Source organism: Tessaracoccus flavescens (assembly GCF_001998865.1).
Taxonomy (GTDB): Bacteria; Actinomycetota; Actinomycetes; order Propionibacteriales; family Propionibacteriaceae; genus Arachnia; species Arachnia flavescens.
Window position 1 is genome coordinate 446,197 of the sequence record NZ_CP019607.1, and the last position, 21,231, is coordinate 467,427.

General features: G+C 70.2%; 19 protein-coding genes. 6 read left to right on the plus strand and 13 right to left on the minus strand.

From position 1 onward, the window contains the following. Positions 1–116 precede the first annotated feature (116 nt). Entirely contained in the window at positions 117–497 is a 381-nt protein-coding gene (locus BW733_RS02160) for an SCO2097 family morphological protein (RefSeq protein ID WP_077347489.1), read from the plus strand. Between the two features lie 2 nt (positions 498–499). On the opposite strand, the gene BW733_RS02165 is transcribed toward BW733_RS02160, so the two are convergent. The 8 genes from BW733_RS02165 to BW733_RS02200 form a co-directional block, all read right to left on the minus strand. After that, positions 500–1,090 carry a CueP family metal-binding protein gene (locus tag BW733_RS02165; RefSeq protein WP_077347491.1) on the minus strand — a complete coding sequence of 197 codons (591 nt, stop codon included), beginning with the start codon at positions 1,088–1,090 and terminating at the stop codon, positions 500–502. 76 nt (positions 1,091–1,166) lie between these two features. Then, entirely contained in the window at positions 1,167–1,559 is a 393-nt protein-coding gene (locus BW733_RS02170; protein WP_237268274.1) for an HNH endonuclease, read from the minus strand. Positions 1,560–1,587: 28 nt separating this feature from the next. Next, positions 1,588–2,775: a DNA polymerase IV gene (gene dinB / locus BW733_RS02175; protein WP_077347493.1), complete on the minus strand. Its 1,188-nt coding sequence runs from the start codon at positions 2,773–2,775 to the stop codon at positions 1,588–1,590. 3 nt (positions 2,776–2,778) lie between these two features. Continuing rightward, the gene (locus BW733_RS02180) at positions 2,779–6,606 is read right to left on the minus strand and encodes a DNA polymerase III subunit alpha (RefSeq protein WP_077347495.1); all 3,828 of its coding nucleotides are present in this window, start codon (positions 6,604–6,606) and stop codon (positions 2,779–2,781) included. Next, positions 6,606–6,959: an SAV_6107 family HEPN domain-containing protein gene (locus BW733_RS02185; protein ID WP_077347497.1), complete on the minus strand. Its 354-nt coding sequence runs from the start codon at positions 6,957–6,959 to the stop codon at positions 6,606–6,608. Before BW733_RS02185 ends, BW733_RS02180 begins: the two co-directional genes overlap by 1 nt. After that, a complete protein-coding gene (locus BW733_RS02190) occupies positions 6,959–7,261 on the minus strand; it encodes a DUF6504 family protein (protein WP_077347499.1) in 303 nt (100 codons plus the stop codon). Before BW733_RS02190 ends, BW733_RS02185 begins: the two co-directional genes overlap by 1 nt. Positions 7,262–7,469: 208 nt before the next feature. Then, positions 7,470–8,225, minus strand: a complete 756-nt coding sequence (locus tag BW733_RS17675) for a sortase domain-containing protein (RefSeq protein ID WP_152024526.1) — start codon at positions 8,223–8,225, stop codon at positions 7,470–7,472. 114 nt (positions 8,226–8,339) lie between these two features. Then, a complete protein-coding gene (locus BW733_RS02200; protein ID WP_152024528.1) occupies positions 8,340–8,666 on the minus strand; it encodes a hypothetical protein in 327 nt (108 codons plus the stop codon). A gap of 116 nt (positions 8,667–8,782) precedes the next feature. Between BW733_RS02200 and BW733_RS02205 the strand changes: the two genes are divergently transcribed. Continuing rightward, complete coding sequence (locus BW733_RS02205; protein WP_152024529.1) at positions 8,783–9,931, plus strand: FAD-binding protein; 1,149 nt, start codon at positions 8,783–8,785, stop codon at positions 9,929–9,931. Here the strand turns inward: BW733_RS02205 and BW733_RS18775 are convergent. From BW733_RS18775 to BW733_RS02215, 3 genes are read right to left on the minus strand one after another with little or no spacing between them, the layout of a single operon-like run. Beyond that, the gene (locus BW733_RS18775) at positions 9,928–10,179 is read right to left on the minus strand and encodes a hypothetical protein (protein ID WP_443081356.1); all 252 of its coding nucleotides are present in this window, start codon (positions 10,177–10,179) and stop codon (positions 9,928–9,930) included. The two genes, BW733_RS02205 and BW733_RS18775, sit on opposite strands and share 4 nt — an antisense overlap. Next, positions 10,176–10,754, minus strand: a complete 579-nt coding sequence (locus BW733_RS02210) for a cytochrome c biogenesis CcdA family protein (protein WP_202970260.1) — start codon at positions 10,752–10,754, stop codon at positions 10,176–10,178. Before BW733_RS02210 ends, BW733_RS18775 begins: the two co-directional genes overlap by 4 nt. Then, entirely contained in the window at positions 10,754–11,515 is a 762-nt protein-coding gene (locus BW733_RS02215) for a DsbA family protein (protein WP_077347507.1), read from the minus strand. The genes BW733_RS02210 and BW733_RS02215 overlap by 1 nt, the downstream gene beginning before the upstream one ends. Positions 11,516–11,688: 173 nt before the next feature. Between BW733_RS02215 and BW733_RS02220 the strand changes: the two genes are divergently transcribed. Further along, a complete protein-coding gene (locus BW733_RS02220; RefSeq protein ID WP_179947149.1) occupies positions 11,689–13,866 on the plus strand; it encodes a HelD family protein in 2,178 nt (725 codons plus the stop codon). Between the two features lie 3 nt (positions 13,867–13,869). Here the strand turns inward: BW733_RS02220 and BW733_RS02225 are convergent, their stop codons facing one another. Then, positions 13,870–14,760 carry a methylenetetrahydrofolate reductase gene (locus tag BW733_RS02225; RefSeq protein ID WP_077347511.1) on the minus strand — a complete coding sequence of 297 codons (891 nt, stop codon included), beginning with the start codon at positions 14,758–14,760 and terminating at the stop codon, positions 13,870–13,872. A gap of 47 nt (positions 14,761–14,807) precedes the next feature. On the opposite strand from BW733_RS02225, the gene BW733_RS02230 reads away from it, so the two are divergent. Both BW733_RS02230 and BW733_RS02235 read left to right on the plus strand, forming a co-directional pair. Further along, positions 14,808–15,899 carry a polyprenyl synthetase family protein gene (locus tag BW733_RS02230; protein ID WP_077347512.1) on the plus strand — a complete coding sequence of 364 codons (1,092 nt, stop codon included), beginning with the start codon at positions 14,808–14,810 and terminating at the stop codon, positions 15,897–15,899. Then, positions 15,889–18,258, plus strand: a complete 2,370-nt coding sequence (locus tag BW733_RS02235; RefSeq protein ID WP_077347514.1) for an HAD-IC family P-type ATPase — start codon at positions 15,889–15,891, stop codon at positions 18,256–18,258. Before BW733_RS02230 ends, BW733_RS02235 begins: the two co-directional genes overlap by 11 nt. On the opposite strand, the gene BW733_RS02240 is transcribed toward BW733_RS02235, so the two are convergent. Continuing rightward, complete coding sequence (locus BW733_RS02240) at positions 18,231–18,911, minus strand: thiamine phosphate synthase (protein WP_077347516.1); 681 nt, start codon at positions 18,909–18,911, stop codon at positions 18,231–18,233. The two genes, BW733_RS02235 and BW733_RS02240, sit on opposite strands and share 28 nt — an antisense overlap. Positions 18,912–19,147: 236 nt before the next feature. Between BW733_RS02240 and pknB the strand changes: the two genes are divergently transcribed. Continuing rightward, positions 19,148–21,217, plus strand: coding sequence for a Stk1 family PASTA domain-containing Ser/Thr kinase (gene pknB, locus BW733_RS02245; protein ID WP_161490106.1), 2,070 nt, complete (start codon positions 19,148–19,150; stop codon positions 21,215–21,217). Positions 21,218–21,231 lie beyond the last annotated feature (14 nt).

A 21,231-nucleotide genomic window follows, 5' to 3' on the forward strand; every position in this document is an offset into this window, starting at 1 on the left:
CCAGGTGCATAGAATGAACCTCATAGACGACGCCCGGACCGATCCGACTGGCGCCATGGAACCGTCGTCAGTGGCCGGGAAGCCGCTGCCGACCACGAGCCGACGAGGGAGATGACATGGCACTTTCCGAACAGGAACGCAAGCTGCTCGAGCAGCTCGAGGCGTCCCTCATGGCCGATGACCCGAAGCTCGCGGATCGTCTGAGTGGCACCGCCGAGGTGCGCGTCCACCGTCGACGCGCCGCGTTGGCCGGGCTCGGCTTCGTGGTTGGCATCGTGGTCCTGCTCGCCGGGGTGCAGGTGCATCCCGCGATCAGCATCGTCGGTTTCCTGATCATGCTCGGTGCCGCGCTGCTGGGGATCAACTCCTGGCAGCGGGTCGGCGACGACGGCGCCCAGCCTGCCAAGCCCGCCGCACCGAAGAACACTCCCCCCACGAGCGACTTCATGGACAAGCTTGAGGAGCGCTGGCGCCGCCGCGAACAGGGCGACCGCTAACCTCAGGCCAGCTGCATCGTCGTGATGCAGGTCGGGTCCTCCGCCCCGGTCGAGACCTCCGTGGTCGCCGTCCTCCCGTCGTGCTCGACGGTGACTGTCGCGGTGATCTCCTTCGGAAGCCAGAACCCCGCGAACCCGTTCGGCGCCGTGGTGACCTGGCCGTCGAAGATCTCCTGACCGTCCTCCCCGACGATCGTGACGTCGAACTCCTGCTGTGCCAGCTCCCCCTGGCAGCTGGCCAGGTTGTGGTTGTAGCACTCATGCGTGCCGGTGACGTAGGGCGCGACCGACAGATAGAAGGCGTCCTCGATGGGGAGGCTCACCTGCTGCTTCTCGTCGGCGAGGATCAGCTCCCCCGGGAGCACCGACCCGTACGGCCCGTTCTCCCGGTCCTCATTGGTGCCGTCGAGCGCCTCGACGATCTCGGTGACCGACCTGCCCGCGAGATCGTGTTGCGCGAGGAAGTCGTCGACATCGACCGCCGCGGCGCTGGTGCTGGCCGGCTGCGGGCCGGGCGCGGGCTGGTCGGCGGTGCAGGCACCCGCGGCGATCAGGGTGGCGAGGGAGGCGGTGGCGATGAGCAGCGTGCGCACGGAGCGGACCTTTCGTCTGGGTTATCTTCCCTCGAACATACCTGGTGGGGGTATGCCGACCAGGGGCGGGGTCGGTTTAGCCTTCGTCCTCCGGTTCGGCCTTGCACGCGGCCGCGGGCAGGAGGCCGAGGATCTGGGCATGCCGGATCAGGAACTCCCTCTCGTCCAAACGCTTGCGCCGCAGCCAGGCCGTCACCTCGTCGTTGTGTTTGCTCGCATTGCACGAACGGCAGGCGGGCACGACGTTGTCGAGGGTGTAGCGGCCGCCGCGGGAGATCGGCAGGACGCAGTCGCGCTGCAGCGGCGCCCCCGTCGCCCCGCAGTAGGCGCATCGTCCCCAGGCCGCGACCATGGCCTTCCACTGCTGGTCGGTCAGGTCGTTGTCGACGCGGGCGAGCCGACTCTGGCGCCGCTTCGCATAGCGTGCCCGGGTCGCGGCCGAGGCGGTGATCTTGCGTCGTTGTGGCACGCCTGGATGCTACCGACCCACCAGCGGTTCAGCCCGCAGCCGTGAGGACGTCGGCGCGCCGGGCCAGCCGGGCGCGCTGCACCGCGTGCGGCCCGAACCGGAGCACCGCACGGTCGATCGCCGACTCCGCCTCCTCCCACCCCCGCTCCGGCTCGTCGAGCCTCGGCTGCTGGTAGGTCTCCGACTTCGGCACCAGCTTCTCCACCCGCACCCCGACCCGCCGGATCCGGGCACGCTGCAACGCCAGCTTCTCGAACAGCCGCAGCGCCTCCGCGTAGATGTCGTTGGTCTTGTCGGTGTAGGCCTTCAACGTGCCGGACCGGGTGATCGTCGTGAAGTCGGCGAACCGCACCGAGAGCGTCACCGTCTTTCCCACCATCTCCTGCGCCCGCATCCGGCCCGCCGTCCGGTCGGCCATCCGCAGGATCTCGGTGACGACAAGGGCCGGGTCGTCGGTGTCGCGACCGAACGTCTCCTGCGAGCCGACGCTGTGCTCGGCGGGCTCGCGGGCGATCACGGAGCGGTCGTCGCGCCCCCAGGCCAGGTCGAACAGCAGTTCGCCCGGCCCGTCGCCAAGTGCCCGCTGCAGCGTCGGCTTCGACGTGTTGGCCAGGTCACGCACCGTGCTGAGCCCCAGCCGGTGCAGCTTGCCTGCCGTCGCCTCGCCCACCCCCCAGATCGCCTCGACGGGCAGCGGATGCAGGAAGGCGATCGTGTCCTCCGCCTTCACCCGGACGAGGCCGTCCGGCTTGGCCTGCTTGGAGGCGAGCTTCGCGATGAACTTGCTCGGCCCGATGCCGACGGAGCAGGCGATCGACTGCTCGTCCATCACCTGTGCCCGCAACTGCTCGCCGATGACGATCGGGTCCCCGCCGAGCCTGCGCATGGCGGTGGTGAGGTCGATGAAGGCCTCGTCGATGGAGGCCATCTCGACCCGGTCGGTGAGGGTGTCGAAGATCTCCGAGATCCCGGAGGAGACGGCGGAGTAGTGATCGAAGTCGGGGTGGACGACGGCGACCTTCGGGCACAGCCGTCGCGCCCTGCTCGACGGCATGCCCGAGGTGATCCCGAACCGCCTGGCCGGATAGTTGGCGGAAAGCACCACTCCCCTCGTCGAGCCGCCGACGAACATCGGCACCTCCCGGAGTTCGGGGTGCCTCGCCATCTCGACCGAGGCGTAGAACGCGTCCATGTCCACGTGTGCGATGACCCGCATGGGCTACCTCCCTGAGCTTCCGGGGCTGGAGTGCCACAGCTTGCGTGGCGCCTCCGCGGCCCCGGTTCCTGCCGGTTTGATGTCTGAATAGGGCGACTGCTTGAAGCCGCTTGCGTGGACGAGGACCCGCCTTCGCCCCATGCCGCCCGCCCGCGTGTGCTGTTGCGGATCGGGTGGCGGCTCGAAGCCCTCGGGGGCGGGCTCATCGCCGTCGCCTTCTCCCGCCTGCGCGGCGGGCTGCTTCGGGCGCTCCTCCCAGGTGCCGACCAGCGAGTAGCCCTCGGGCACCTCGTCGAGGATGGCGGTCACCGCGGCGATCGCCTCCTCCTCGCTCGCCCCCTCGGCCAGCGCGCCCCGCCACGCCTCATCGAGCGTGCCGAGATCCCAGGCCCCTGTGGCCCGGATGGAGATGCCGCGCGGGCCGGTGCGGCGGATCTTGCCGCGTACCAGCAGCATCCACGACGAGAAGACCGTCGAAGCGTACGGCCCCTGGACGTCCTCGAAGAAGGTGGTGTCGACCGGCCCCGTCGAGTCGTCGAGCGTGAGGAAGATCACCCGCCGGCCTGAGCGCACCGGAGGTGTCTGGGTGGCGACCTTCACGCCTGCGACGAGCACCTCGGACTGGTTGCGGTGCTGCAGCAGCACCCGCGAACTGGACGCCCCGATGGCCCGCAGCAGCGGCAGGTACCTCCCCATGATGTGCTGACTGGCGTCGAGGCCGAGGATCTCGAGTTCGGCCCGCAGCCGCTGCTCGTCGTCCATCTCCGGAAGGCCCGTCACGACCACGTCCGCGGTCGCCTCGGCGTCGGTCTCGCCGAAGTCAAGGGCACCCTGCACGGCCTGCGCGCTGCGCTCGGCCTGCTGCCGTTGCGCCCTGGCCAGCTCCGCCGGATCGTCGCTCAGCACCTGCCGCCTGCGGCCCTTCGCCCGCGCCGCCGCCCTCTCGTCTGCCCTCCGGGCACGGTGCAGGTCTGCCAGCGCGAGCAGGAGGTCGCGCCGGGTCACCTGGTCGTGGCGGCGCACAGGGGCGCCACGCCCGACGCCGTAGAGCCGGTCGAAGGCTCCGGCGAGGATCAGCCGCTCGACGACCGGTTCGCTCGCCCGCGCCCTCGCCCAGAAGTCGCTGAGCGAGACGAACGGCTGGCCCGCGACGATGCGTTCGATCTCCGCCTCGGAGATGCCCTTGACGTCGGCGAGCGCGAGGCGGATGCCCCAGCCCTCTACCCGGGGCAGCCCCTCCGTGGTGGTCGGCGCCCCCATGGCGAAGTGCTCGGGAAGGCGCACCTCCTCGCCCAGCTCGTCGACGAGTTCCTCGAGCCGTTCGGCCCGGTACTGGCCCGTGCTGCGGTTCACGTCGAGGCCGAGCACCGAGATGTTCATCCGTCTCGCCTCCTCCAGCAGCAGCCGCTTCGGGTACATGCCTGGATCGTGGGTGAGGATGCCGGAGAGGAAGTGCGCCGGGTAGTGGCGCTTCAGCCAGGCTGACTGGTAGGTGGGCAGCGCGAAGGCCGCTGCGTGTGCCTTGCAGAACCCGAAGGAGGCGAAGGACTCGAGGATGAACCAGATCTGGTCGATCAGGTCCTCCGGGTAGTCCCTTTCCGTCGCCTTCTGCGTGAACCACCGCCTGACCTGGCGCTGGCCCTCCGGGTCGCCGAGGGCGCGGCGCACCTCGTCGGCCTGGGCGAAGGTGCAGCCGGTGACGGCGGAGATGATCATGATCAGCTGTTCGTGGAAGACGACCACGCCGTAGGTCTGTTCGAGCGCGGGGATGAGGCTCTCGTGCAGGTACTCGGGCTCGATCCACCCCTGTCTCGCCTCCAGGAACGGGGTCACCATGTCGGACTTGACCGGGCCGGGCCGGAAGAGGGAGATGTCGACGATGAGGTCGTGGAAGGTCTCGGGGCCGAACTTGCCGACCAGTTCACGCTGGCCCGGCGACTCGATCTGGAAGCAGCCGAGGGTCGCCCGGTGGGCGATCATGTCGTAGACGGCCTCGTCGTCGAACGGCGCCAGCGCGTCGATGTCAGGCGCCGGCCCCTCCGCATCGGTGCGGTCGATCTCCTCGAGGGCGTGTGCCATGGCCGACTGCATCCGGATCCCGAGCACGTCGAGCTTGAGCAGCCCGAGGTCCTCGACGTCGTCCTTGTCGAACTGGCTCATCGGGTAGCCGCCGTAGCTGGCCTCCAGCGGGGTGCGCTGGCCGAGCGACGAGTCGCTGAGGATGACGCCGCACGGATGCAGCGCGATGTGGCGGGGCAGCCCGTCGAGGGATTCGACGAGTCCGAAGAGGAGATCGAGCCGCTCCTCCCCCAGCCCGGCGGCCCGCAGCTCGGGCAGGTCGCGCAACGCGTTGCGCGCGTCGCGGGCGCGGATGTGCGGGAACGCCTTCGCCATGGCGTCGATCTCCACCGGCGGCAGGCTGAGCGCCGCGCCGACGTCACGCACGGCGTGGCGCACCCGGTACGTCTCGAGCATCGCGACGCACGCGACCCGCTGCCCACCGAAGGTCTCGAGGATCTTGTCGTAGACCTCCGTGCGGCGGGCCGACTCGACGTCGAGGTCGATGTCGGGCAGCGCGACCCTGAGCGGGGAGAGGAAGCGTTCCATGATCAGGCCGTAGCGGATGGGATCGACCCCGGAGACGCCGAGCGCGTAGTTGACGAGGCTGCCCGCCCCGGAGCCGCGGGCCGCGCAGCGGATGCCTAGCTCGCGGATCAGGCCCACCACGTCGCCGACGGTGAGGAAGTAGGACTCGAACCCGAGCTTTCCGATCACGGCGAGTTCGTCGTCGAGCCGGTCGAACACGTCGCGCCCCGGGGCCGCGTAGCGCTCAGCGATGCCCGACTCACAGCGGGCGCGCAGCACCGAGGCCGCCTGCTCGGGGGTGGTGCCGAGGGTCTCGAACTCGGGCAGCCGGATCTCGCCGAGACCGATGTCGCCGATCGGGTCGAGCCGACAGCGTTGGGCGACGGCGACGGTGGCCGCGAGCAGCGTTTCGCCGTCTGGCCTGCCCGCCAGTCGCGCCGCCTCGTCTGCCGCGACCCGCATCGCGGCGGGTGGCTTGAGGTAGCCCTCCGCGTTGCGGCGGTCGATGTTGCGCACGTCGAGCGGGACGAGCCTGCGCGCCGCGTCCAGCACGTCGACGGTGGCGGCCTGGGCCCTGCGGGCCATCCGCACCGCGTTGGTGAGGACGGCGGTGACCCCGAGCCGGTCGGCGAGGCGGATCAGCCCCCCGGCCTGGTGCGCGGAGGTGACGCCACGGCCGCCGACGTGGTGGTTGGTCGCGGCGAACACCAGCCCCTCACCGAGTTCCTCGCGCCAGCGCAGCGCTGCCCGTTCCGCGGCATCGGCGCGACCGGCGGCGATCAGCTCGCCTACCTCGGAGTCGGCACCGAGCAGGACGAGCACGTCGCGTCCGGCGCAGTGCCGGGCGATGGTCTCGAGCGTCACCACCGGATCGGAGCGCTCACCGCTCAGCTGGGCGGCGGTGATCAGGGAGCACAGCGTGCCCCAGCCCGCGCGGGAGGTGGCGAGCACGACGGCGCGCGGCAGCCGTTCGTCGCGGAGCTGGCCTCCGCGGGCTGCGGTCGGGCGGCGCACCGACTGCCACCCCTCGGGCCGGACGGCCAGGTCGACCCCGACGATCGGCGCGATGCCTGCCTGCAGGCAGGCCTTTGCGAACCGGACCGCGCCGTAGAGGCCACCACGGTCGGTGATGGCGAGCGCGTCCATGCCATGGGCGGCGGCCTCTGCCACCAGTTCGGCCGGATGCGAGGCGCCGTACTGGAAGGAGTATCCGGAGGCCACCCGGAGATGCACGAAACCACTCATCAGATCGCCTCCGCGGCCACCGCCCGCTCGCGCCTGCGCAGCCAGCGCGCGGCCTCGGCGAGGAACTGTCCGGCCGCGCGGACCATGTCGGCCGCGACCCGCTCGCTGACGGTGCCGATCTGGGCGGCAGGGGCGTAGGCGGCGAAGTAGGCGGCCCATTCGGCCAGCTCGGGCGCTGCCGCGGCGAGCAGCGGCCAGACATCGGTGCGGCCACGGGCCCAGCGGGGTGCGGCCGCGACCACCGCGACGGCGATCTGCTGGGCGGCCTGGTAGGCGCTGACGAAACGGGCGGCGGGCGGCTCGGCGAACTCGGCCTCCACGATGAGCCGCTGGGGATGGGTGAGGTCGATCATCAGTCGAGCACCGCCTGCAGCACCCAGTCCTCGGCGTCGACGGTGCGGGCCAGTTCGTAGACCCCCCGCTGCCTGCCGTTGCCCGCCTCGACGCGCCACACCTCCCGTTCGCCGAGCGGATCCGTCTGCGCACCGTCGACGCTCTCGCCACGGGCGGCCCTCGCCTGCTTCCCCGCCCACCAGGGCGTCGCGCGGCTCCAGTGCCCGTGGATCTCCTTGACCAGGAGGAGCCGGTCGCGCCAGATGAACTGGCGCGGCTCCTCGGCGAAGAGCACGTGGATGGGTTCCTCATAGGTACGCATGGCTTCCTCCCGGGGATCGTTGTTCGACAACTGCTCATTCGACCCGGGAGCCCCGGACCGGCGCAGGGGTCGAATCCGCGCCGGGCCGGGGCGGCCCATATCCTTTTCGCCTGTTCAGACCAGAGCTTCCCCGAACTAATCGAACAGGCGTTCGGATGAAGACAACTATAGGCGCCCCCTACGACAGGACGTCAACCCCGATCCGTGATCAGGGGACAAGTTCTGCGATCACGACGGCGTTGTACTGGCTGAGCTTGCCGTTCTCGAGGTAGCAGGTCACCCAGACCAGGCGCCCCGGATGCACGCCCCAGATCTCGGGATCGTTGGCGAACTCGTCCTTGTCGACCAGCTTGACGCTGGTGACCATGTAGGTGAGCCGCTCGACATCGGTGGTGACGTGGATCTCGGAGCCCGCGGGGATCCGTTCGGGCGAGATCTTGTTGCATGGCACCTCATCTGCCGTGCGACGCGAGTGCGTGTGGCAGGCGAGGTACGCGGTGTCGGCCGCTCCGCGGCCAGGTGGGACACCGCGGTCGCGCACCCACCAGACGTGGGTGAAGTCAGGAGGGTCGATCACCCCTGAGTCGGCGATCTCCATGATCCGTGCCTCGGACGCGTAGCCCGCCGCGGGCAGTTCGACCGATTCGACGCCACTCGCCAGCACCCTGCCGACGGGGCTGGGTGCTGGCGAGGGCCTCGGCGGCGTTGCCGAGTTGGCCTGCGTCGACGCGGGAGAGGCTGTCGGCGCAGGCGTCGGGGAGGCGACACCGGACGGGGCCGGTGTGGCCGCGGGAGAGGCGACCGATGTCGCCGTCGGACTCGCGACCGGCATGGGACTTGCCACCGCCGGGGGCAGGCCGGGAGCATCCTCCAACGGCTGCCCCTGGCGAAGGGCCTGATAGCCCAGCGCGGCCAGGCTGAGGATGATCCCCAGCCAGGCCGCGTAGGCGACCGGTCGCGCCATCCTCACCTGCGACGGGTGACGACCAGTGCCCCTGCGGAGGCGATCAGGCCGACGAGCCCGATGAGGCCGACGGCCGCGTCGTCTGCCGCACCGGTGTCCGCCCTGACTCCGCGGTCATGCTTGACCGGCTTCGTCGGCGCAGGAGTGGTCGGCTTGGACGTCGTCGACGGAGGGTGCAGGGCCCTCCCCGACCACACCGATCACGTACGAGCTGTTCTGGCCGTCCTTGAACCAGGTGCCGACGGTGGCGTTCATGTCCACCTGGATCGGGTTCTTGCCGCCCTTGAGCACTTCCTCGGCGCCGGGTTTGCCGACATACTTGCAGACCCAGACCTTGTGTCCCGTGTCGTCTGCCTGGGCTACGTTGGTCGCGATGACCACACCGCCCACGCACAAGGCCGCCGCTGCCGCGACGGCCGTCAATCGTGCAAAACGTTCCATGGAAGCCCCCGTTTCCATTGAAGGTCGGGGAACCGTGCGCCCCCCAGCCACTGGCCCTATTAAGCTCCTCCCCTGGCCCGGGTCAATAGTCAAAGCCAAATAGTTACGGAGCGCCCATGCTGACCATCGCAGGATCTGGCCTTGCGGGCATGGCCTCGGCGGCACGGCTTGCCCGGCTGGGGCATCCGGTGACGCTTGTCACCGGTGGCGCACCGCTCGGCGGACCGCTTGCCGCCTCACCCGGCCCGGGGGAGGTCCTCGTCGACGACCACGGCCCCGCGATCACCCTCCCCGCCACCTGGAAGGACCTGTTCAAGAAGTCGGGCGCCCACCTGCAGACCGAACTCAACCGGGCAGGGCTCGCCCTGGTCGAGGCGCCACCGACCAGGCACCTGCTCTCTGACTGCTCCACCCTCGTCCTGCCCACCGAGCGGGGCGCCCAGTACCGGGCGATCCTCAACCATCTCGGTGAACACGACGCGGTCGCCTGGCGCGACCTGCTCGACGACCTCGACCGGGTGTGGCGCGCCTTCCGCAGGCACGCCCTCGAGGGGCGCGAGCCGGTCGACGCGGAGGCCCGCTCGGCCCTGTGGCTCGACCGCAGCGTCGACCAGATCGCCGCACGACTCGACGATCCGCTCGCCGACCTCGTGCGGGACCTCGTCGACGACCCCGACTCCCCCGCCGTCCTCGCGCTTCCCCTCGTGGTCGAGCGTTCCTTCGGTCGCTGGATCCTTGTCGACGACGAGGGGGTCCCGCAGAGTGCCTCCCGGCTCGTCGACCTCCTGGCGCAGCGGCTCCGCGAACGCGGCGTCCGGATCGTCGACGAGACCGACGACGCCGTCGATCTCGACTGCAGGCCTCCAACGCCCTCAGCCCCCGGGCGAGCCACTGTGCGGCACCGGATCGTCTCCTCCCCCTGCGCCGAAGTCGAGGAGCTGCGCGACCACGGGTTCGCAGCCACGCGCATCCTCTGGCGACGACCCGTCGAGAGCGGCACCCTCGTCACCACCCTCAACCGTGCACGGCTCGGCCTGGATCCCGAACACCCCCCGCAGCCGCGCACGGAACGGCAGTGGCTCGAGCGTGTCCCGATCGTCGGCGAGGACGGGGCCCTGCGTGCCTCGGCCGCCTCTCCCGCGGGCCCTGAGCCGTGGGCGCAGCTGGCAAGCGCCGCGCTGGCGGTCTACGAACTGCACGAGCGGTTGACGGGCCAGGACTGCCGTCCGACGAACGTGAACTTCACGCTGCCCCGGCTGCGCTAGCACTCCTGATCCTCCCCGGAAGGGCGCTTCGGGCGGGAGAGCCAACGCCACGCGATCAGCCCGAGCACCACGGCGGCAAGGGCGATCATCACGAGGTCCGGGACGGCGTCGCCGACCCGGCGCAGCCAGTTCTCGAGCCGGAACTGGTCGGTCGCGCCGAGGATCCCTCCGAGCGCGGAGGTGGCGTCGGTGAGCATGAAGACCAGGCCGACCGCGATGAAGAGCGCCCCGGAGACGATGCCGATCACCGAGGAGGTGAACGGGCCGATGCTGAGCGGCCTTGGCTTGAGCCGCTCGCCGAGGTTGAGCCGGTCCCACAGCAGCGCGAGCAGCACGAGCGGCACCACCATGCCGGCCCCGAAGGCCGCAAGCAGCACCGCGCCGTAGAGCGCGCTGCCCCGACCGCGGCGACGGTGAGGACGGCGCCGAGCAGGGGGCCGGTGCAGGCTCCTGCGAGGCCGTAGGTCGCCCCGAGCAGGACCGCCCCGAGCGCCGAACGCGGGTCGCCGCGCTGCCCGAGCCCCGGCAGCGGGATCCGGATGCCGAGCGCGGTGATCAGACCGAAGCAGATCAGCACCGCGCCTCCGACGACGGCGAGCGTCTGCCGGTGCACCGTGACGAGCGAGCCGAGCGCCCCGGCGCCGAGACCGAGCGGCACGAGAGTGAGCAGCAGGCCGAGATAGAACAGTTCGGTACGGCCGAGCAGCCGGGCGCGGTCACCACCGAACGCGTAGGCGAAGAAGGCGGGAAGCAGGAGCGCCGCGCAGGGGCTGAGGATCGCCGCCATGCCTCCAAGGAAGGCACCGGCGTAGCCGACCAGCATCAGCCTGCCAGGCCGGCCTGCTGCCGGATGATCTCCTGGAACTCCTCGATCGGGAGCGCACCCGCCACGAACTGCGAGCCGATCACGAACGACGGCGTCGAGCTGATCCCCATCGACTGCGCCTCCTGGGAGTCGGCGAGCACCGCCTCCTGGTGTGCAGGGTCGGCCCAGTCGGTCTTGAACTGCTCGAGGTCGAGGCCCAGCTGCTCGACGATGCCGAACACCAGCTCGTCCGGGATGTCTGGGTGGCCCTCGTTGGGGAGGGCGACGAAGAGTTCGTGCGCGAACTCGAAGTAGTGGCCCTGCACGCCTGCGGCCCGGGCCGCGGTTGCCGCGCGGATCGACTCGTCGCCGAAGATGGCGAGGTCGCGGAACTCGACGCGCAGCGTCCCGTCGTCGATCAGCGGCTGCAGCCCCGGAAGGGTCTCCTCCGCCCAGACCGAGCAGAACGGGCAGCGGTAGTCGGCCCACTCCGTCAACACGACGGGCGCGTCGACCTCACCCAGAGCGAGTGGATCGCCCTCCTGCCTGCGCGGGAACTCGTCGACGAGGAACTGCTCGAGCTTGACCTGCTCATCGGTCTTCGCCGAGGCGGGGGCGTCGCTGACCACCGCCGCGGGCGCCGAGCCCCCTGGGTCCGCCGGCTCCGCCGTGGTCGACGGCGTGCGCTGCAGTTGGGCGATGATCCCGATCAGGACGACGATCACCGCCACCATGGCGACGATCACGAACTTGTACGTCCTTGCGGGCGCGGATGACATGGGATCAACTCATTCTCGGTCGGCGACTGCTCTGCCACCCACTCTGCCCTACGCCCTCGGAGAACCACGAACCGGGGTCGGTCCACGTGCACGCGTCCTGCCCGCGGCAGTAGTAGGCTTGACTGTCTGTCTCACCACAAGGGATGAAGGTCTTGACTAATTCGCGCGAGCAACTGGAACGCGAGATCGCCCTCGAACAGGCCCACGTCGACCGGGTCTACGACAACCTCAACGTCGCGACGGCAAGCGCGAAGTCGCTCGCCGAACAGGGCCGTGACATCTACCGCTCCGACCGCATCGGCTACACGCGCGAGGAGGACAGCACCGCGCTGTTCGAGCGCGACGCCTTCGCCTACCAGGCCGCCCGCCGGCTCGCGGTCCTCGACGCCGAGCACGAGGGTCTCGTCTTCGGCAGGATCGACCTCACCGACGACGAGGCGCGCTACATCGGGCGCATCGGGGTGCGCGACGAGGACTACGAGCCCCTCGTGATCGACTGGCGCGCCCCGGCCGCCGAGCCGTTCTACCGCGCCACCCCGGCCGAGCCGATGGGGGTGATCCGACGCCGCGTGCTGCGCTGCCGCGACGACAAGGTGATCGGGCTGGAGGACGATCTGCTCGACTCGTCGACCGACTCGGCCCTCCCGATCATCGGCGAGGGAGCCCTCATGGCGGCGCTGACCCGCGCCCGGGGCCGCACCATGCGCGACATCGTTGCCACCATCCAGGGCGAACAGGACGAGGCGATCCGCGCCCCTTACCAGGGCGTCACGATCATCGCGGGCGGCCCCGGCACGGGCAAGACCGTGGTGGCTCTGCACCGCGCCGCGTACCTGCTCTACACCAACCGGGCCCGCCTCGAGCGCGGCGGCGTGCTCGTCGTCGGGCCGTCCAACGTGTTCATGAACTACATCGAGCGCGTGCTGCCGAGCCTCGGCGAGGACTCCGTGACCCTCAAGGCCATCGGCAGCGTCGCCAGCGACGTGCTCGGCATGTCGAGCGAACGGATGGACGCCGCGGAGGCGGCCACCGTCAAGGGCAGCCTGTCGATGGTCGGGGTGCTGCGCCGGCTGGTGCGCACCCCTCTGATCGACCATCCGGAGGCGCTGCGGGTGCGGGTCACCGTCAAGGGAGAGGTGCTGGGCCTCGACGCGGCCGAGCTCGGCCGGATCCGCGACCAGGTGCTCGCCCAGACCAAGCTGAACCGCGGCCGCGAACTGGCCCTGAAGCTCGTCATCTCCGCCCTGAAGGACAAGTTCCCCGACGACATCGAGATCTCGCCGGAGGAACTCGACGAACGGATCCGCGAGCACGCGAGCCTCGCCATGTTCATGAACGCCTGGTGGCCTGCGCTCAGCGCGACCCGGGTGCTCGCCCGGCTCAGCGATCCGCAGCTCACCGCGCGGGTGGCCAAGGACCTCGACGGCGACGAGCGGCGCGCGCTGAGCGACTCCTACGCCTGGCTGCGCGGCTCCGAGGGAGACGCGGACGAGGTCTCCGGCTGGTCGGTCGCCGACATCGCGCTGCTCGACGAACTCGTCTCCATTCTCGGCCCCATGCCTGAGGACCCCGACCAGGAGCTCGACGTCTTCATCGAGGGCGGCGACGTCGCGGAGGTGCTGACCACCGCCGACCTGCTGCGCTTCGAGCGCACCCGCGACGTCGAGGACGATCCGCAGACGACCTACGCGCACATCCTCGTCGACGAGGGACAGGACGTGACGCCCATGCAGTGGCGGATGCTGCGCAGGCGCGGGCCGCAGTCGTCGTGGACGATCGTCGGTGACCCGGCGCAGAGTTCGTACCCGTTCCCGGACGAGACCCGCAAGGCCCTCGACGAACTGATCGGGCGCGCCCAGCGCCGCACGTTCACGATGAGCACCAACTACCGCTCCCCCAGCGAGGTGTTCGACCTCGCCGCGCGGGTGATCACGAAGGTCTACCCGGACGCGGAACTTCCGCGCGCGGTGCGCTCCACCGGCATCGAACCGAAGCTGACCGCCACCGGCAGCGACGACCTGCATGCGGCCCTGCGCACCGAACTCCTCGATCTCGCGGGGAAGGTCAGCGGCACGATCGGCGTCATCTGTCCCCCGTCCCTGCTGCGCGAGGTCCAGCTGTTAGTGATGGGCGATGAGCGGCTGCGCGCCTTCGAGGACCGGCTGATCGTCGTGACGGCGCTGCAGGCGAAGGGCCTCGAGTACGACGGCGTCGTCGTGGTGGCACCCGACCGGATCATCGAGGAGGCGCCCGGCGGCGTCCGCGTGCTGTACGTGGCGCTGACGAGGGCGACGCAGCGGCTGGTCACCCTCGACGTCGACACCTCCGAGTGGCGCGGGCTGCTCAGCTGAGGCTCAGAGCTCGTCCTTCAGCCTCGCCAGCACCTCGCGGGTGGCCTTCGACCGGTTCTGGGTGAAGAACTGCAGGCCGGGGGCGCCTGCGGCGAGCAGGTCGCGGCACAGCTGCAGGGCGGCGTTGAGACCGATCTCGCGGACCTCCTCCTTCGACCCTGCTGCGCGCAGCCGGGAGACGAAACCCTCGGGGAGGGCACGCCCGGACAGGTCGGCGAAGCGCTCGATCTGGGTGATCACCGTCAGCGGCATGATGCCGGGGATGATCGGGACGGTGCAGCCGAGCGCGCGCATCCGCTCCACGAGCTCGCCGTAGCGTCCGGCGTCGAAGAACAGCTGTGTGATCGCGAACTCGGCTCCCGCCTCGACCTTCTGGGTGAGGATCCTTGCGTCGAGGTCGACGTCGTCGCTCGTCTCGTGTGGGTTCGGGAAGGCCGCGACACCGACGCAGAAGTCCCCCTGCTCCCGGATGAAGCGCACCAGTTCGGTCGCGTTGCCGAGGCCGTCGGGATGGGCCTCCCATTCCCCTCCGCCCGGCATGTCGCCGCGGATGGCGAGGATGTTGGTCACCCCTGCCTCCCGGTAGGCGTCGAGCGCCTCCGCGATATCGGCCTTCGACTGGTCGACGCAGGTGAGGTGCCCCACCGTCAACGGCCCTCCCGACTCCGCGATCCAGCGCGTCGCCCGGATGGTGCGGTCGCGGCGCGACCCGTTGGCCCCATAGGTGACAGACACGAAGTCAGGGGCCAGCGGAGCGAGCGCGTCGACGGCGCGCCACAAGATGGGCTCCTCTTCCTCAGACCTCGGGGGGAAGAACTCGAACGAGAAGAGGGGACCATGGGCCGAGGCGAGGAGGTCGCCGACGGTCGCCGGACTCGGATCGGTGCGAAGCATGCCCCCACAATAGGGAGTCCGTTGCACTGCTCCACTAGGCTGCCCACGTGAGACGCTCGCTTGATCCCACCGCTCCGCTGAACGACGATTTCCTGTCCGCGATCAGCGAAACCATCGCCGGTTTCCTCGACGCCCAGGCGCCTCTGATCGCCGAGGTCGGCGTGCCCGAGCTGCTGAACGTGGCCAGGATCGCCACCGAAGGGGGCAAGCGGCTGCGACCCGCCTACTGCTACTGGAGCTACGTGGCTGCCGCGGGACTGCCCGAGGACGACTCCTCGCTGCTCGCCGTTGCCTCCTCGCTCGATCTGCTGCACGTCAGCGCGCTCGTCCACGACGACCTGATCGACGACGCCGACACCCGACGCGGCCTTCCTGCCGCCCACAGGCGTTTCGAACAGTTCCACGGCGCCCGGTCGGGCCGAGGCGACGGCGCCGAGTTCGGCACGTCCGCCGCGATCCTGCTCGGCGACCTGCTGTTGATGTGGAGCCTTGAGCTGGCCGACGCCTCGGGCGCGCCGGGACTCGAGCGCACCCGCGGGCTGCTCAACGCCATGCGCTCGGAGGTCACCGCCGGCCAGTTCCTCGACGTCAGCGCGCAGTACGACGTGGCGGACGAGGCCAGCTTCGCCGACGAGCTCGAGGTGGCCCGTCGTGTGCTCGAGTTCAAGTCGGCGCGCTACTCGATCCGCCGCCCCGCCCAGATCGGGGCGAGCCTCGCCGGGGCGGACGAGACACTACTTGCGACGCTCGGGGAGTTCGGCTCGGTCGTCGGCCGGGCGTTCCAGCTGCGCGACGACGTGCTCGGCGTCTACGGCGACCCGGCGGTCACCGGGAAGCCCTTCGGCGGCGACATCCACGAGGGTAAGCGCACCGTCCTCGTGCTCACCGCGCTCGCCAATGGATCATCGGCGCAGGCGCGCGAGTTGGACTCGATCCTCGGCGCCCCCGGCATCACCGACGCCGACGTGCGCCGCGCCGGGGAGATCATCGAGTCGACCGGGGCGCTGAGCTCCGTCGAGTCGACGATCGCCGACAACTGGCACCACGCGCAGCGGCTGCTCGCGGACACCCCCATGGCTGAGGAGGGTCGGACCGCCCTCTCCGCGTTGGCAGACCGGAGCGTCAACCGTGCCCGTTGACGTCCAGGGCCTGACCTCTGAGGAGGTCGCCGACCGCGTCGCGCGGGGACAGGTCAACACTCTCCCCTCCAGGTCGGGGCGCTCCACGCTGGACATCGTCCGCGCCAACGTGCTCACCCGCGTCAACGCGATCCTCTTCGTCCTGTTCATGTGCGTGGCCGTCACAGGCCATTTCATCCAGGGCATCTTCGGGCTGCTGATCGTGGTCAACTCGACCATCGGCATCATCCAGGAGCTGCGGGCCAAGCGGACCCTCGACAACCTCGCCGTGGTCGGCGAGGCCCACCCGACGGTGATCCGCGACGGCGTCGCGCGGCAGATCGTGCGCGACGAGGTCGTGCTCGACGATCTGATCGTCGTCACGCCGGGAGAACAGGTCGTCGTCGACGGGGTCGTGGTCGACGCCGACTACCTCGAGGTCGACGAGTCGCTGCTGACCGGCGAATCGGACGCGCTCGCCAAGGAGCCCGGCGACCGCGTCCTTTCCGGCTCCTTCGTCGTCTCCGGCACGGGCCGCTACCGCGCGGAGAAGGTCGGCGCAGACGCCTACGCGGCGCAGTTGACGGCCCAGGCGGCCAAGTTCACGCTTGTCAGCTCCGAACTGCGGCAGGGCATCAACAAGATCCTCAAGTACGTCACCTGGCTGCTGATCCCGGTCGGCCTGCTCAACATCGTCGTCCAGTTCACCCAGCCGGACACCACCTGGCAGGAGGCGGTCCTGCGCACCACCTCCGCTCTGGTGCCGATGGTCCCGGAGGGGCTCGTCCTGCTCACGTCGATGGCCTTCGCGCTCGGCGTGATCCGGCTCGGTCGGCGCAACTGCCTCGTCCAGGAACTACCCGCCATCGAGGGCCTCGCACGGGTCAGCGTCGTCTGCGCGGACAAGACGGGCACCCTCACCGAGCACGCGTTGACGCTCGGCGAGATCATCCACCTCGACGCCGACCCCGCGGAGGTGTCAGCGGCTCTTGCGCAACTGGTGGCCGCCGATCCCACCCCCAACGCCTCCATGCAGGCGATCAACGCCGTCGTGGAGCCGGCCGACCGCCCGTGGCCGATCCTCGCGCGGGCACCGTTCACCTCGGCCAAGAAGTTCTCCGGCGTCACGTTCGAGCACGCGACCTGGCTGCTCGGCGCGGCAGACGTGCTGTGCGAGGGTGAGGTCGCAGACCGGGCCGAGGAGATCGGCTCGACGGGGCGCCGGGTGCTGCTGCTCGCGACCGCCTCCGAGCGGGTCGACTCCGCCTCTGCGCCGGGCGCCGTGGTGCCGAAGGCGCTGCTGGTGCTCGACCAGGTCAAGCGCACCGATGCCGCGGACACGCTGCGCTACTTCCAGGAGCAGAACGTCGAGGTGAAGGTCATCTCCGGCGACAACGCCGCCTCGGTCGGTGCCGTGACCCGTTCGCTCGGCGTCGAGATCGGTGAGGTCGTCGACGCGAGGACCCTGCCCGAGCCGGGGCCCGAGTTCGCCGGGATCGTCGACGACGCCGATGTCTTCGGGAGGGTGACCCCCGAGCAGAAGCGTCAGATGGTCGAGGCCCTGCAGTCGCGCGGGCACAGCGTCGCCATGACAGGCGACGGCGTCAACGACGTGCTTGCGCTGAAGGACGCCGACCTCGGCGTCGCCATGGGCTCCGGCTCGTCCGCCACCCGCGCCGTCGCCCAGATCGTCCTGCTCGACGACAAATTCGCCTCGCTGCCGCACGTCGTCGCAGAGGGACGCCGGGTGATCGGCAACATCGAGCGCGTCGCGAAGCTGTTCCTCACCAAGACGATCTACGCGGTGATCCTCGCGCTCGCGGCCGGCCTGCTCGGCATCCCGAACCCGTTCCTCCCGCTGCACGTCACGGTCGTCGGCTGGTTCACGATCGGCATCCCCGCGTTCCTGATGAGCCTCGCCCCGAACCGCGAGCGGGCACGCCCGGGTTTCGTGCGGCGCACGCTCGCCGTCGCGATCCCCGGCGGCATCGTGGTGGCAGCCGGCGCGTTGACCACCTATCTGGGCAGTCGAGGACTGCACGACGTGCCGGACCACATCCAGACGCAGGCGTCGACGGCGACCCTGATCACGCTCATCATGACGGCCACCTGGGTGCTGAGCGTCGTCGCCCGGCCCTACGTGTGGTGGAGGGCCGCGCTCGTCGCGTTCGCCTACGGGTTCTACTTCACGGTCTTCGCGCTGCCGGTCTCACAGCGCTGGCTGAGCCTCGACGTGTCGAATCTCCAGACCATCGGCTTCGGCGTGATCGTCGGCCTCATCGGCATGGCGGCCATCGAGGTGATCTGGTGGGTCACCGCGGTCATCCGCGGCGAGACCCCGAGGTTGTGGGGTCAGCCGGCGAAGGCGTCGCTCGAGTAGGCCTGCGCCCCGGGATCTGCGTCCCAGGCCGCCTTCACCGCGTCGGCGATGGCGCGCGTCTCGGCGTTCGGGTCGGCCGAACGGAAGATCGACGTGGACACCGTCACGCGCCGTGCGCCTGCGGCTAGCACGTCATGGACGGAGACGCTGGAGATCCCTCCGGCGGCGAACCACACCGGACCGGCGGGCAGCCCGACCGGTGGCGCGGCGGCTGCGGTCCTTGCGATCTCGTCGTTGACGCCCGAGTCGGTCACGGCCGGCCCGACGAAGCCGAACACGAACGGGTCGCCGTCGATCTTGTCGAGGTCGGAGGCTCCGTCGATGGAGCGGCCGAAGAGCGAGTATTCGTGCGGCCTGCGGTAGCCGAAGGGACGCCAGCCGGGCCGCTTCAGGAAGACGACATCGGCGGAGGCCTGTGCCGCGACCTCGAGGTCGTCGGCCGCGACGAGGGTCGGAAGCGAGAAGAGCCTCTTGCGCGCCACCTGGATCGACTCGACGGCCTCCTCGACGCTGCGGTTGCCCTTCGACAGCACCAGGAGGTCGGCGCCGTGGGCGGCCAGATCCGCCGCCTCGGGACCCGCGAACTTCGGCGGCACCACGACGGCCACGCGGGCCATCCTCAGGCGCGTCGTCAACGGCACCAGTGCGGTCATGGGCTCCTCCATCGGTCTGAGCGGTTGGCAACACTCTAGTGAGCAGACGCGTCGCGCGTGCGGCGGATCGCCCTTGTTCCACGGACCTCGGTCTTCGCCGCGTGCCCGGGGTCATACCGGCGTGGCCCGCGCCGCGACTCGCCGCGTCCACAGGTCCGCCCATGGCCAGGCACCGCATACAATCGACAGGCAGACGGGCTCACACGGCCTCCTTCCCCGACCGTGCATGGAGTGGCATGAACAGCACTTTCGACCCGTTGGTCGGCCAGGTGCTGGACGACCGCTACGAGATCGTGGCGAAGCTGGCACGAGGTGGCATGGCCACGGTCTATCGCGCGCGCGACCTCAGGTTGTCGCGCGTCGTCGCCGTGAAGGTGATGCGAAGCGATCTCGGGGAGGACGACGAGTTCGCCGCGAAGTTCGACCGGGAGGCCCGATCGGCCGCGGTGCTCAGCCATCCCAACGTGGTCAGCATCTTCGACCAGGGCAGCTCGCAGGGCCAGCCCTACATCGTGATGGAGTTCATCGACGGCGAGACGATGCGCCGCCTGATCAGCCGGGAGGCCCCGCTTCCCCCCGATCGCGCGCTCGAACTGTTCGAGCAGATCGCAGCCGCGCTGGCCGCCGCCCACGAGGCGGGCGTGGTGCACCGCGACATCAAGCCCGAGAACGTGATGATCACCGAGCGCGGGCAGGTCAAGGTCGCCGACTTCGGGCTGGCCCGCCAGGTCGGCTCGCCGCAGATGACGGCAACGGGCGTGCTCGTCGGCACCGCCAGCTACCTGCCGCCCGAGCTGGTCACCCATTCGCGTCCCGACGGGCGCAGCGACATCTACTCGGCGGGCGTCGTGCTGTTCGAGATGCTCACCGGCAAGAAGCCGCACACGGGTGAGAACAACTACCAGATCGCCTACCGGCACGTGAACGTCGACATCGAGAAGCCCTCCGAGCGGCTCGGTGAACTCGGCCAGACGTTCGACTGGCCGATCCCCGACTATCTCGACACGCTCGTGCTCGCCTCGACGAGGCGCGATCCACGAGCGCGCATCGCGGACGGGCAGGAACTGCTCTCCGCCGTCCGACGGATCCGCCACGAGTTGGCGCGCGGCGCGGGCGGCGACAATCCGCGGCTCGCCGCGGCCATCCTGCCCGCGAGCCCGGACGACGGGGTGACCGAACGGCTGCGCCCGAGGGAGAGGCCGCGTCCGGCCTCGTCGCTCACCCCGGAAACGGTGATCGTCAACCGCGAGCCCCAGTGGCGCCCCGAGAAGCCTGCCCCCGTCCCCGCGGGGGTCGCGGTGGCTCAGCGGCGTCCGGAACCCGTGCCGGTGCAGGCCTCCCCGGTGCCGTCACCGGCCGCCCCGCGCAGCCAGCGCACGCCGGTGTTTCCGCAACTGCACATCTCCCACGACCCGGTGCACCGGCGACGAAGGGGCGTCATCGCACTCCTGCTCGTGCTGCTGCTCACCGCAGGCGCGGGCGTCGGTTCCTGGTGGTGGATGTCGGGACGCTTCACCACCGTTCCGACCGCGACCGCCCTGAACGAGACGAAGGCCCGCGAGGCCGCCTCCGCGAACGACCTCGAGGTGGCGACCCGCGAGGAGTACTCGGAGACGGTTCCGGTGGGCGTGGTGATCAGCACCGATCCCGGCGCGGGCGAGCGGCTGCTGCGCGGTGGGACGGTCACGCTCGTGATGTCGCTCGGCCCTGAGCGGTACCCGATGGTCGAGGTCGTCGGGCTGGAGCGGGCCGCGGCGGAGAAGCTGCTCACCGATTCACACCTGGCGCTCGGCAAGGTCACCGAGTCGTTCTCGGAGGAGGTTCCCGAGGGGCAGGTGATCTCGGCGAGCCAGGACGTGGGTGCCTCGCTCAAGCCGCAGACCCCCGTCGACCTGACCGTCTCCAAGGGGCGCGAGCCGATCCGGATCCCCGACCACGTCGGCGCGAAGGCGGACGAGGCGGCAAAGCAGTTGAAGGGCCTCGGCTTCAAGGTCAACGTCAAGGAGGAGAACTCCGCAGACGTCGACAAGGGACGGGTCATCCGCCAGGATCCGCGCTCAGGCAGCGGCTTCCGCGGAGACACGGTCACGATCGTCAAGTCGCTCGGCCCCGTGATGGTCACGATCCCCTCGGTCCGCTACAAGTCGACCGACGACGCGAAGAAGGCCCTCGAGGACCTCGACCTGAAGGTGGAGGTCAAGCGCGACTCCGGCTTCGCCATCCCGCTCAACCTCGCGACGGGCACGGACCCGGCCGAGGGCACGGAGGTGGCCGTCGGCACGAAGGTGACACTGTACGTCGCCTGATCCCGCGACCCAGC

Bases quoted from the DNA above. Each gene is read 5' to 3' on its own strand.
- dinB (WP_077347493.1), bottom strand. From the start codon at position 2,775: ATGCGGGTCATCGCACACGTGGACATGGACGCGTTCTACGCCTCGGTC.
- BW733_RS02190 (WP_077347499.1), bottom strand. From the start codon at position 7,261: ATGCGTACCTATGAGGAACCCATCCACGTGCTCTTCGCCGAGGAGCCG.
- BW733_RS02215 (WP_077347507.1), bottom strand. From the start codon at position 11,515: ATGTCATCCGCGCCCGCAAGGACGTACAAGTTCGTGATCGTCGCCATG.
- BW733_RS02240 (WP_077347516.1), bottom strand. From the start codon at position 18,911: ATGACCGCACTGGTGCCGTTGACGACGCGCCTGAGGATGGCCCGCGTG.
- BW733_RS02185 (WP_077347497.1), bottom strand. From the start codon at position 6,959: ATGATCGACCTCACCCATCCCCAGCGGCTCATCGTGGAGGCCGAGTTC.
- BW733_RS02180 (WP_077347495.1), bottom strand. From the start codon at position 6,606: ATGAGTGGTTTCGTGCATCTCCGGGTGGCCTCCGGATACTCCTTCCAG.
- BW733_RS17675 (WP_152024526.1), bottom strand. From the start codon at position 8,225: ATGGCGCGACCGGTCGCCTACGCGGCCTGGCTGGGGATCATCCTCAGC.
- BW733_RS02225 (WP_077347511.1), bottom strand. From the start codon at position 14,760: ATGCTTCGCACCGATCCGAGTCCGGCGACCGTCGGCGACCTCCTCGCC.
- BW733_RS02205 (WP_152024529.1), top strand. From the start codon at position 8,783: ATGCTGACCATCGCAGGATCTGGCCTTGCGGGCATGGCCTCGGCGGCA.
- BW733_RS02200 (WP_152024528.1), bottom strand. From the start codon at position 8,666: ATGGAACGTTTTGCACGATTGACGGCCGTCGCGGCAGCGGCGGCCTTG.
- BW733_RS02160 (WP_077347489.1), top strand. From the start codon at position 117: ATGGCACTTTCCGAACAGGAACGCAAGCTGCTCGAGCAGCTCGAGGCG.
- BW733_RS02210 (WP_202970260.1), bottom strand. From the start codon at position 10,754: ATGCTGGTCGGCTACGCCGGTGCCTTCCTTGGAGGCATGGCGGCGATC.
- pknB (WP_161490106.1), top strand. From the start codon at position 19,148: ATGAACAGCACTTTCGACCCGTTGGTCGGCCAGGTGCTGGACGACCGC.